The 11745-nt window shown below is 71.6% G+C and carries 10 protein-coding genes and 1 pseudogene; 1 reads left to right on the forward strand and 10 read right to left on the reverse strand.

Annotated features, from left to right (window positions below; translation table 11 throughout):
- Positions 1 to 9: 9 nt before the first annotated feature.
- From mshA to AC067N_RS35880, 8 genes are all read right to left on the reverse strand, one after another.
- On the reverse strand, positions 10 to 1380 hold the full coding sequence (mshA, locus tag AC067N_RS35845) for a D-inositol-3-phosphate glycosyltransferase (protein WP_478683125.1): 1371 nt from the start codon (positions 1378 to 1380) through the stop codon (positions 10 to 12).
- Positions 1377 to 2234, reverse strand: coding sequence for a formate dehydrogenase accessory sulfurtransferase FdhD (fdhD, locus tag AC067N_RS35850; RefSeq protein ID WP_478683126.1), 858 nt, complete (start codon positions 2232 to 2234; stop codon positions 1377 to 1379). The genes mshA and fdhD overlap by 4 nt, the downstream gene beginning before the upstream one ends.
- Positions 2235 to 2285: 51 nt before the next feature.
- Positions 2286 to 3668, reverse strand: coding sequence for an L-serine ammonia-lyase (locus tag AC067N_RS35855; protein WP_478683127.1), 1383 nt, complete (start codon positions 3666 to 3668; stop codon positions 2286 to 2288).
- Positions 3669 to 3736: 68 nt separating this feature from the next.
- Entirely contained in the window at positions 3737 to 4996 is a 1260-nt protein-coding gene (gene glyA / locus AC067N_RS35860; RefSeq protein ID WP_478683128.1) for a serine hydroxymethyltransferase, read from the reverse strand.
- A 49-nt stretch (positions 4997 to 5045) separates the two neighbouring features.
- Entirely contained in the window at positions 5046 to 6227 is a 1182-nt protein-coding gene (locus tag AC067N_RS35865) for an NAD(P)/FAD-dependent oxidoreductase (RefSeq protein ID WP_478683129.1), read from the reverse strand.
- A 219-nt stretch (positions 6228 to 6446) separates the two neighbouring features.
- Positions 6447 to 7580 carry an aromatic ring-hydroxylating oxygenase subunit alpha gene (locus AC067N_RS35870; RefSeq protein ID WP_478683130.1) on the reverse strand — a complete coding sequence of 378 codons (1134 nt, stop codon included), beginning with the start codon at positions 7578 to 7580 and terminating at the stop codon, positions 6447 to 6449.
- Between the two features lie 87 nt (positions 7581 to 7667).
- Complete coding sequence (locus tag AC067N_RS35875) at positions 7668 to 8300, reverse strand: MBL fold metallo-hydrolase (RefSeq protein WP_478683131.1); 633 nt, start codon at positions 8298 to 8300, stop codon at positions 7668 to 7670.
- Positions 8297 to 9382 carry an S-(hydroxymethyl)mycothiol dehydrogenase gene (locus AC067N_RS35880; RefSeq protein ID WP_478683132.1) on the reverse strand — a complete coding sequence of 362 codons (1086 nt, stop codon included), beginning with the start codon at positions 9380 to 9382 and terminating at the stop codon, positions 8297 to 8299. The genes AC067N_RS35875 and AC067N_RS35880 overlap by 4 nt, the downstream gene beginning before the upstream one ends.
- A gap of 411 nt (positions 9383 to 9793) precedes the next feature.
- On the opposite strand from AC067N_RS35880, the gene AC067N_RS35885 reads away from it, so the two are divergent.
- On the forward strand, positions 9794 to 10591 hold the full coding sequence (locus tag AC067N_RS35885; RefSeq protein WP_478683133.1) for an IclR family transcriptional regulator: 798 nt from the start codon (positions 9794 to 9796) through the stop codon (positions 10589 to 10591).
- Here AC067N_RS35885 and folP read toward each other — a convergent pair.
- Positions 10579 to 11433: a dihydropteroate synthase gene (gene folP, locus AC067N_RS35890; protein WP_478683134.1), complete on the reverse strand. Its 855-nt coding sequence runs from the start codon at positions 11431 to 11433 to the stop codon at positions 10579 to 10581. The genes AC067N_RS35885 and folP overlap by 13 nt on opposite strands.
- A gap of 218 nt (positions 11434 to 11651) precedes the next feature.
- A pseudogene (locus AC067N_RS35895) lies at positions 11652 to 11745 on the reverse strand (sarcosine oxidase subunit gamma); the annotation flags it as partial.

Consider the following 11745-nt stretch of genomic DNA (forward strand, 5'->3'; position numbering starts at 1 on the left):
GCCGGGCGCTCAGCGGCTCCGGTCGAGCCGGCGTTCCCCCAGGGCCGAGGTATAGAGCTCCGCCGTGGCCGCGGCGGCCGAGGCCCAGCCGAAGGAGCGGGCGTGGCGGACGGCCGCCTGGCCCATCCGGGTGGAGCGGGTCGGGTCGTCGGCGAAACCCGACAGTGCCCGCGCGTAGTCGGCCGGGTCGTGACCGGCTACGAGGACTCCGCTCAGTCCGTCCCTTACGGCCACCGGCAGGCCGCCGACCCTGGCGGCGATCACCGGGGTGCCGCAGGCCTGGGCTTCGACGGCCACCAGGCCGAAGGACTCGCTGTGGGAGGGCATGACGAGGACGGAGGCCGCCCGGTACCAGTCGGCGAGCCGGTCCTGGTCGACCGGCGGCCGGAACCGGACGACGTCGCAGATCCCGAGGCGGGCCGCCAGTTTCTGGAGCGCTTCCGGCTCGGTCAGTCCGCTGCCGCTCGGCCCTCCCACCACCGGCACCACCAGCCGCTCGCGCAGCCGGGGCCGCTCCGCCAGCAGCCGGGCGACCGCCCGCAGCAGGATGTCGGGCGCCTTGAGCGGCTGTATGCGACCGACGAACAGCGCGATGAGCGCGTTCTCGGGGAGTCCGAGGCGAGCCCGGGCCGCGCTCCGGCCGGCCGTGCCGCCCCGAGTGTCCGGCCGGAAGCGGTCCAGGTCGACACCGGGGTGGACGACGGCCACCTTGCCGGGGTCGGCGTCGTAGTGGCGGAGCAGATCGTCGGCTTCCTCCCGGGTGTTGGCCATCAGCCGGTCGGCGGCCCGTACCACCTCGGTCTCCCCCCGGACCCGGGCGGCGGGCTCCGGGGTGTCGCCCGCGGCAAGGGAGGCGTTCTTCACCTTGGCCATGGTGTGCATGGTGTGGACGAGGGGAACGCCCCATCGCTCGGCGGCGAGGCGGCCGACATGTCCGGAGAGCCAGTAGTGGGAGTGGACCAGGTCGTAGTGGCCCGGGTGCCGGCCGGGCCCCGTCCGCGTCAGCCCGTGGGCGAAGGCGCGCAGCTGGGCGGGCAGGTGTTCCTTGGCCAGGCCCTTGCGGGGGCCGGCGGTCACATGGCGGACCAGGACGCCGGGGGTGAGCTGTACGGCGGGCGGGAGGGCCGCCGAGGTGGCCCGGGTGAGGATCTCCACCTCGATGTCGAGGGCGGCGAGGCGTTTGGCGAGTTCGACGATGTAGACGTTCATCCCGCCGGCGTCCCCGGTGCCCGGCTGGTGCAGCGGTGAGGTGTGCACGCTGAGCATGGCGACGCGGCGGGGGCGGTCGGGCCCGCCGGCCGGCCGCTGTGGAGGTGGGCCGACGAGCGTGGAGCCGTGGGTGGAGCCTCGCGAGGGGCGGAATGCGTCGAGCGGGGTCATGTGCCCGCTCCCGCCGTGGCCCCGGTGCGCAGGTCGATGCGGTGCTCACCCGCGTACACGTTCATGGAGCCGCCGCGCAGGAAGCCGATCAGCGTCAGTCCGGTCTCCGTGGCCAGGTCGACCGCGAGGGAGGACGGTGCCGAGACGGCGGCGAGCAGCGGGATGCCCGCCATGACGGCCTTCTGGGCGAGTTCGAAGGACGCCCGTCCGGACACCAGCAGGATGGTCCGGGACAGCGGCAGTCCACCTGACCGGAGGGCGCGGCCCACCAGTTTGTCGACGGCGTTGTGGCGGCCGACGTCCTCGCGCAGGTCCAGCAGTTCACCCTCGGGGGAGAACAGCCCGGCGGCGTGCAGTCCGCCGGTCCGGTCGAACACCCGTTGCGCTGAGCGCAGCCGGTCGGGCAGGAGGGCCAGCAGGTCGGGGGTGACCCGGACCGGGGGCTCGTCCGCGATCGGCCATCGCGTCGTGGTCCGTACGGCGTCGAGGCCGGCCTTCCCGCACAGGCCGCAGGAGGACGTGGTGTACACATTGCGTTCGAGCGTGATCTCGGGCAACGCCACTCCGGGGGCGAGGCGGACGTCGACGACGTTGTAGGTGTTGCCGCCGTCCTGGGTGGCACCCGCGCAGTACACGATGTTGGCCACGTCCGAGGCCCGGCTCACGACGCCCTCGCTCACCAGGAAACCGGCGGCGAGGGCGAAGTCGTCGCCGGGGGTGCGCATGGTGATGGCCAGCGGTCTGCCGTTGAGGCGGATCTCCATCGGCTCTTCCGCGACCAGTGTGTCGGGGCGGGTGCTCGGTTCCCCCTGCCGGATCCGCAGCACACGCCGTCGTTCGGTGACCCGTCCCATGGCCTCACTCCCAGTTCTGCCGTCGAGGACGGAGCCGTTGCCGTGCGGCGCTCAGCACTCGATGACGTTGACGGCGAGGCCGCCGCGGGCGGTCTCCTTGTACTTGACCTTCATGTCCGCGCCGGTCTCCTTCATGGTCTTGATGACCTTGTCGAGGGAGACATGGTGGCGGCCGTCGCCGCGCAGGGCCATGCGGGCGGCGGTGACGGCCTTGACCGCGGCCATGCCGTTGCGTTCGATGCAGGGGATCTGGACGAGGCCGCCGACCGGGTCGCAGGTGAGGCCGAGGTTGTGCTCCATGCCGATCTCGGCGGCGTTCTCGACCTGTTCGGGGCTGCCGCCGAGAACCTCGGCGAGGCCGCCGGCGGCCATGGAGCACGCGGAGCCGACCTCGCCCTGACAGCCCACCTCGGCACCGGAGATGGAGGCGTTCTCCTTGAAGAGGAGGCCGATGGCGCCGGCGGCGAGGAGGAAGCGGACGACACCGTCGTCGTCGGCGCCCGGGACGAACTCCAGGAAGTAGCGCAGGACGGCGGGGATGATGCCGGCCGCTCCGTTGGTCGGGGCCGTGACGACCCGGCCTCCGGCGGCGTTCTCCTCGTTCACGGCCATCGCGTAGAGGGTGGTCCATTCCATGGCGCGGGCCGACGGGTCGCCCTCGCTGCGCAGGGCGCGGGCTGCCGCGGCGGCCCGGCGACGGACCTTCAGGCCGCCGGGCAGGATGCCCTCGCGGCCGAGGCCCCGGGAGACGCAGGCCTCCATGACGCGCCATATCTCCAGCAGGCCGGCGCGGATCTCCGCCTCGGTGCGCCAGGCCCTCTCGTTCTCCAGCATCAGCGCGGAGATCGACAGGCCGGTCTCCCTGGTGAGCCGCAGCAGTTCGTCGCCGGTGCCGAACGGGTGGGGCAGCACGGTGTCGTCGAGCTTGATGCGGTCCGCGCCGACGGCTTCCTCGTCGACCACGAAGCCGCCGCCGACGGAGTAGTACGTCTTCTCCAGCAGGGGCGCGCCGTCGGCGTCGTACGCGAAGAGGATCATGCCGTTGGCGTGGTACGGGAGTGACCGTCTGCGGTGCAGGACCAGGTGCGTGGAGGCGTCGAAGCCGACCTCGTGGGCGGGGCCGATCTCGGCGCCGAGGAGGCGGATGCGTCCGGTGGCGTGGATCCGCTCGACGTCCAGGTCGGCCCGGGTCACATCCACCGTGTGCGGCTCGTTGCCCTCCAGGCCGAGCAGCACCGCCTTGGGGGTGCCGTGTCCGTGGCCGGTGGCGCCGAGGGAGCCGAACAACTCCGCTCGTACCGCGGCGGTCTGGGCCAGCACGCCGTCCTGCTTCAACCGCCGGACGAACATCCCGGCGGCGCGCATCGGGCCCACGGTGTGCGAGCTGGACGGGCCGATGCCTATGGAGAACAGGTCGAAGACGCTGATAGCCACGCCACGCTCCGTGGAGTCGGAGGGGGCGTGCCGAGCGGTCGCGGCACGTCCCCTGAGGGAGGTTGTCGTCACAGGCCGGGGTAGAGCGGATGCTTGTCGGCGAGGACCTTGACCCGGGCCGTGAGGGCCTCGGTGTCGTAGGTCGGCTTGAGGGTCTCGGCGATGATGTCGGCGACCTCGGTGAAGTCCTCGGCGGTGAAGCCGCGGGTGGCCAGGGCCGGCGTGCCGATACGGAGACCGGAGGTGACCATCGGCGGACGCGGGTCGTTGGGAACCGCGTTGCGGTTGACGGTGATGCCGACCTCGTGGAGACGGTCCTCGGCCTGCTGCCCGTCGAGTTCGGAGTCGCGCAGGTCGACCAGGATCAGATGGACGTCGGTGCCGCCGGACAGGACGTCCACGCCGGACGCGCGCGCGTCCGGAGCCGTCAGCCGTTCGGCGAGGATCCTGGCGCCCTCGACCGTGCGGCGCTGGCGCTCCCTGAACTCCTCGCTCGCCGCTACCTTGAAGGACACCGCCTTCGCGGCGATCACATGCTCCAGCGGGCCGCCCTGGAAGCCCGGGAAGACCGACGAGTTGAGCTTCTTCGCGAACTCCTTGCCGCGCGCGAGGATGATGCCGCCGCGGGGACCGCCGAGGGTCTTGTGGGTGGTGGAGGTGACGACGTCGGCGTACGGCACCGGGTTGGGGTGCAGTCCGGCCGCGACCAGGCCCGCGAAGTGGGCCATGTCGACCCACAGGTACGCGCCGACCTCGTCGGCGATCCGCCGGAACTCCGCGAAGTCCAGCTGACGCGGATACGCCGACCAGCCCGCGATGATGACCTTCGGGTGGTGGGCCTTGGCCAGCTGCTCGACCTCGTCCATGTCGACCAGGCCGGTGTCACCGACGTGGTAGGGCACGACGTTGAACTGCTTGCCCGAGAAGTTGATCCGCATGCCGTGGGTGAGGTGGCCGCCGTGCGCGAGGTCCAGGCCCAGGATGGTGTCGCCCGGCTGGGCCAGCGCGAACAGCGCCGCCTGGTTGGCGGAGGCGCCGGAGTGGGGCTGGACGTTGGCGTACTCGGCGCCGAAGAGGGCCTTCACCCGGTCGATCGCCACCTGCTCGGCGACGTCGACGTGCTCGCAGCCGCCGTAGTAGCGACGGCCGGGGTAGCCCTCGGCGTACTTGTTGGTCAGGACCGATCCCTGCGCCTGGAGGACCGCCACCGGGGCGAAGTTCTCCGAGGCGATCATCTCCAGGGTGGACTGCTGGCGGGTCAGTTCGGCGTCGACGGCGGCGGCGACCTCGGGGTCGAGCTCGTGCAGGGACTGGTTGAACAGGGTCATCAGCGGTCTCCTGTGCGGGTTCGGAGGACGGGGGTGAGGGCGAGGGCGCTCAGGACACGGCGACCGCGACGGCGGGGACGAGCGTGCGGCGGAGCCGGTTGAAGAACTTCGGCTGGTTGAGGGAGAGCACGGCCACGGGGTTGCCCTCGTGGCGGTAGACGGCCGTGAAGGTCCGGCTGTCGAGGTCGCCCTCGACGACCTCGGGCTCGGCGCCCGGAGCGACGTACCCGGCGAGCTGGATGCGCGTGCGGTACTGGTCGGACCAGAAGTAGGGCGCGGTGGGCGGGGCGGGCGTGGAGACGCCGGTCAGCAGGGTGCGGGCGGCGGTCCTGGCCTGCTCGGTGGCGTTGCCCCAGTGTTCGATGCGGGCGTGCCGTCCGGTGAACGGGTGCGGGCAGCGGGCCACGTCGCCGACGGCGACGACGCCGGGGACGGTGGTCGCGCAGCCGGTGTCGCAGACCACGCCGTCGTCGACCAGGACTCCGGAGCCGGCCAGCCAGTCGGTGTTGGGCCGGACTCCCACTCCGGCCACGACGACGTCGGCGGGCAGGACCCGCCCGTCCGCCAGCCGTACGCCGGTGACCCGGTCCTCGCCGAGGAGTTCCGCGACCCCGGTGCCGCGGAGCAGGGCCACGCCGTGATCCGTGTGCAGGGAGGAGCACACCAGGCCCATCTCGCGGCCGAGCCGGCGTTCCAGCGGTACGTCGGCCGCCTCGACGAGGGTGACGTGCAGTCCGAGCCGGTGGGCGGTGGAGGCGACCTCGGCGCCGATGAAACCGGCGCCGATGACGACGACCCTCGGCAGGCCGCTCAGCAGCTCGGCCCGCAGGGCGAGGGCGTCGTCCAGGGAGCGCAGGGTGTGCACGCCGGCCAGCCCGTCGGTGCCGGGGAGGGTGCGGGGGCTCGCGCCGGTGGCGACGACCACGCCGTGGGTGCGCACCCGCCGTCCGCCGGTCAGGGTGACCGTTCTGGCGACGGGGTCGAGGCGCACCGCGCGTTCACCGAGCAGCCAGTGCGCGTCGAGGTCGTCGTACTCGTCCGCGTCGCCGAGGGCGAGCGCGTCCGCGTCGATGTCGCCCTTGAGGAAGTCCTTGGACAGCGGCGGGCGGTCGTAGGGGGCGTGGCGCTCCTCCCCCACGACGACGATCTCGCCGTCGTAGCCCTCTGCGCGCAGCGCTCGGACCGTGCTCAGTCCCGCCAGTGACGCTCCGACGACGGTGATGCTCCTCATGCGGGCTCCATACGAAGGGATGTCTCACATGGCACAACAAAAAGCGTTATGCGCAACATGGTCTGGGTGGAGTTCGGGGGTGTCAAGAGGGCGGACGGTTTGTCCGTTCCTGATTGCGCCCGGCGTTGCGCTTGTCGCAACGGCCATCTGAGGCCCGTCCACCTGCCGGAGGGACCGGATCGGCGGGTGGACGGGGGTATCGGAGGGGTCGTGGCGAGGTCAGTGCGCGGGTCCGATGTCCAGCTTGCCCTGGAGCCAGGTGTGGAACTCGCCGATGTGGTGCTCGCTGGGCACCAGCACTCCGCCCTTGGCGTAGGCCCGGGAGCTCATCGCCGGCTGGGTGCGCTCACAGGCGTCGAAGTCCTGCTGGTTCACCCGGTGGAACAGTTCCACCGAACGCTCCACGTCCTTGCCTCCCTCGACGACGTGCGGCAGATACAGCCAGTCGCACTCGACGATCGTGCGGTCGGCCGCCATCGGGTACATCCGGTGGAAGATCACGTGGTCGGGCACGAGGTTGATGAACACCTGCGGCCTGACGGTGATCGCGTAGTAGCGGCGGTCCTGGTCCTCGGCGACGCCCGGGATGCGGTCCAGGCCCTCGGACCCGTCGACGGTGAAGCCCTGGATCTCCTCGCCGAACTCCGCTCCGTGCCCGACGTAGTACTGGGCGGCGTATCCGTCCGCGAACTCCGGGAGCACCTCGGTCAGTTCCGGGTGGATCGTGGCGCAGTGGTAGCACTCCATGAAGTTCTCGATGATCAGCTTCCAGTTCGCCCGCACGTCGTACGTGATCCGGCGGCCGACGGAGAGGTTGTCGATGTCGTAGCGCTCGATCGACTCCAGATCGCCGAGCCGCTCGACCACCGCGCCCAGGACATCGGCCTCGAAGGACGGCGGCTCGTCCGCGAGGCACACCCACACATAGCCGAGCCACTCCCGGACGTGGACGTTGATCAGGCCGTACTCGGTCCGGTCGATGTCCGGCATCGAGGTCAGGTTGGGTGCGGCCACCAGCTTGCCGTCCAGGCCGTACGTCCAGGCGTGGTACGGGCACTGGAAGGCCCGCTTGACCTCGCCGGACTCCTCCGTGCAGAGCTTGGCCCCGCGGTGCCGGCAGATGTTGAGGAAGGCCTTGATCGAGCCGTCCCGGGACCGCGAGACGAGCACGCTCTCACGTCCGACCTGGTAGGTGCGGAACGCGCCTGGCTTGGCCAGCTCGGAGGCGCGGGCCACACAGAACCACATGGCCTCGAAGACCCGCTCCTGCTCCCGGGCGAAGACTCCGGGGTCCGTGTAGTACTCGCCGGCGAGCGTGGGGAGGAGGCTGGGCGGCAGATTCGTGAGAGTCATCGGGTCACCTTCGGGATGGGTCGGACGCGCACGCGGCGAAGGCCGAACGGGGCTTGGGGGTGGTCGGTGGTGCCTGCGGTGGCCGGTTCAGTGGCCGCGGGCGATCCACTCGTCGAGGTGGGGCGCCTCGGCCCCGATCGTGGTGGTGCCGCCGTGACCGGTGTGGACGGTGGTGTCGGCGGGGAGGGTCAGCAGCCGGTCCTTGATGGAGGCGATGATGGTGTCGAAGTCCGAGAAGGAGCGGCCGGTGGCGCCGGGGCCGCCCTGGAAGAGGGTGTCGCCGGAGAACAGGGCGTTCAGCTCGGGCGCGTACAGGCAGACCGCGCCGGGTGAGTGCCCGGGGGTGTGCAGCACGTGCAGTTCGATCCCGGCGACGTTCAGGTCCTCGCCCCCCACCAGTTCCCAGAAGTGCGGCACCCGGGGGCCGTGCACCATCTTCCACAGCACGGTGTCGGCGGGGTGGAGCATGATGGGGGCGCCGTAGCGGGCGGCCAGGGCCGGGGCGGCGTTGACGTGGTCGTTGTGGGCGTGGGTACAGACGACGGCGACGAGGCGGCGGTCTCCGACGGCGGCCGCGATGACGTCCGCGTCATGCGCGGCGTCGACGACGAGGACCTCCTCGTCGTCACCGATCAGCCAGACGTTGTTGTCGACCTCCCAGGTGCCACCGTCCAGCTCGAAGGTGCCGGAGGTGACGAGGCGCTCGATGCGGGCGGTCACAGGACCACCACCGAACGCAGGACGTCGCCGTGGTGCATCTTGGCGAACGCGGCCTCGACGTCGTCCAGGCCGATGGTCTCGGTGACGAACTCGCCCAGGTCGAAGCGGCCTTGGAGGTAGAGGTCGATCAGTGCGGGGAAGTCGCGGGAGGGCAGGCAGTCGCCGTACCACGAGGACTTCAGTGCCCCGCCGCGTCCGAAGACGTCGAGCAGGGGCAGGTCGAGGGTCAGCTCCGGGGTGGGGACGCCCACCAGGACGGCGGTGCCGGCCAGGTCGCGGGCGTAGAAGGCCTGCTTGAAGGTCTCGGGGCGGCCCACCGCGTCCACGACGACGTCGGCGCCGAAGCCGCCGGTGAGTTCACGGATCGCCTCGACGGCGTCCGTCCTGGAGGAGTCGACGGTGTCGGTGGCGCCGAACCGCTCCGCCCACTTGAGCTTCCGTTCGTCGACGTCGACGGCGATGATGCGGCCGGCGCCGGCGACCTTGGCGCCCGCGATCGCGGCCATGCCCACGCCGCCGCACCCGATCACCGCGATGGAGTCGCCACGCCCCACTCCCCCGGTGTTGACCGCGGCGCCGAACCCGGCCATCACTCCGCAGCCGAGCAGACCGGCGGCGGCCGGCGAGGCCAGGGCGTCCACCTTGGTGCACTGGCCGGCGGCGACCAGGGTCTTCTCGGCGAAGGCTCCGATGCCGAGGGCCGGCGAGAGCGGGGTGCCGTCCGCCAGGGTCATCGGCCGGCCGGCGTTGTGGGTGGCGAAGCAGTACCAGGGCCTGCCCCGGCGGCAGGCCCGGCAGGTGCCGCAGACGGCGCGCCAGTTGAGGATCACGAAGTCGCCGGGGGCGACATCGGTGACGCCTTCGCCGACCGACTCCACCACACCCGAGGCCTCGTGGCCGAGGAGGAACGGGAAGTCGTCGTTGATCCCGCCCTCCCGGTAGTGCAGGTCGGTGTGACAGACGCCGCAGGCCTGCACCCGTACCAGCGCCTCACCCGGGCCGGGGTCCGGCACCAGGACGGTCTCCACCGAGACCGGGGCGCCCTTCTTCCGGGCAACGACGGCGCGTACCTCGTGTGTCACGGTCGATCTCCTCGTCGAGGGGACGGCCGAATCCGTGCTTCGGCCGGATGTGCTGGATGGAGGGAGGGCACTGATCGCTCCCCGGAGCGATCAGCGAGGGAGGGACGGAAGAAGAGGGGGGCAGGGAGTTCCTGCGTGAGGCCAGGGGTGGATGCCCTGGCAGAGCCACCATCCATTTCGTTTCACATGACGCAACCTTCATCGCCATGAGCAACGACGTCCAAACTGTCTCCCTGAGGACACCCGCTGTCAAGAGGTTGGCCGCGCCGTCTTGCCCGACCACACCCGGCGCCTCCCTCTTCCCCGGACCGGAGAGGCCGTGCGACCATGCGGGCGACCGGTTTCGGCCATGGCCACCGGGAGGCGCGAGCGCCCCGGGACCGTTCGGACGCGACCGCATATAGTTGCACTATGAGCAACTACGCGGCAGAGAGCGCAACAGCGGGTGCTGCGGTGAGCGGTGTGCAGTCCGTCGATCGCGCCGTCAGCGTGCTGGAGATCCTCGCCCGGCGCGGGGAGGCCGGCGTAAGCGAGGTCGCCGCCGAGATCGACGTCCACAAGTCCACCGCCTTCCGGCTCCTGGGCGCGCTGGAGGCTCGGGGACTGGTGGAGCAGACGGCCGAGCGGGGCAAGTACCGGCTCGGCTTCGGCATCGTGCGACTGGCCGGCGCCGTCACGGGCCGGCTCGACATCACCCAGCAGGGCCGGCTGGTCTGCGAGCGGCTCAGCGAGGAGATCGGCGAGACCGTCAACATCGCGGTGCTCCAAGAGCATTACGCGGTCAACCTGCACCAGGTACGTGGCCCGGGCGCGGTCGGGACCCACAACTGGGTGGGCCAGCTCACCCCCGTGCACGCCACGTCCAGCGGCAAGATCCTGCTGGCTCACCTTCCGGAGCAGCGGCGCGCCGAGGTCCTTGAGGCGTCCGGGCTGCGGAAGCTGACGCCGCACACGCTGACGTCCAGGAGGAAGCTGGACCAGCATCTCACCGAGGCGCGTGCACGGGGGTACGCCATGACGCTGGAGGAACTGGAGATCGGGCTGCACGCCATGGCGGCCCCGATCCGCTCCCGCGAGGGCGAGGTCATCGCCGCGCTCAGCGCCTCCGGCCCGGCCTACCGTTTCACCGAGGAGCGCATCCGCGAACTCGTGCCCGTACTGACGCGGGGCGCCGAGGAGATCAGCCGCAGGATGGGCTATCTGGGCTGACCCGCTGCGAGCGGCGCCTCCAGCGGCGACCGCTCCCCCACCGCCGCCTCGACGCCCCAGCGGGCCGTGACCCGTACCGCGTCCAGCGTCGAGGCGACGTCGTGCACCCTCAGACACCAGACACCCTGTGCGGCGGCGAGCACGGAGACGGCGGCGGTCGCGGCGTCGCGCTCCCGCGCCGGGCGCGGTTCTCCCGTCGCCCGGTCCGCCAGCAGCCGCCCCAGGAAGGCCTTTCGGGACGCGCCCACCAGGAGGGGACGGCCCAGCGCGCGGAACTCGCCGAGTCTGCCCAGCAGCTCCCAGTTGTGCTCGGGCTCCTTGGCGAAGCCGAGCCCGGGGTCGATGATCAGTGAGCAGGGCGGCACGCCCGCCTGCAGGGCGGCATCGATCCTCGGCCGCAGCTCGTCGAGCACGTCGCCGACCACGTCGCCGTAGAGGGCGTTCGCCTGCATACCGGCGGAGTGGCCACGCCAGTGCATCAGCACGTACGGCACACCCGCCCGGGCCATCAGAGGCAGCATGGCGGGATCGGCGAGGCCTCCCGACACATCGTTCACCAGCCGGGCGCCCGCCTCCAGGGCGCGGGCGGCGACCTCGGCCCGCATGGTGTCGACGCTGACCACCGCGCCCGCCGCGGTGAGCCGCCGGACGACGGGCAGAACTCGTCGCAGCTCCTCCTCCACCGGTGGGCGTAGCGCGCCGGGGCGGGTCGACTCGCCGCCCACGTCCACGATGTCGGCGCCCTGCTCCAGCAGGGCGATCCCGTGTACCACGGCCGCGTCGGCGGCATACGACAGCCCGCCGTCGGAGAACGAGTCCGGCGTGACGTTCACGACGCCCATGACGAGGGTCCGGCCGGGCCGTGGGAGTCCGTCCGGATACAGGTCCGGCGTTCCCGGACGCGAGGGTGCGGGGGTGCCATGGGCGGTGAGGGTCACTGGTGTCCGACTTTCGACGTACTGACGGCGGCTGTGTCGTCCGCCTACCGGAGAAAGCCCGGTGGGAACCCGTCGAGGGGCTCCCACCGGGGTGAGGTGTCTCGGCCCCCGGCCGGGGTGACTCACATGTACTCGGTGGCCGCGTCGAGGAGCCAGTCGGCGAGGTGGCCGGCGAAGGAGGAGCGGACCAGGATCCAGAATCCGGTGCTGGGTTCG

It is taken from the genome of Streptomyces sp. NPDC042364 (assembly GCF_056437585.1).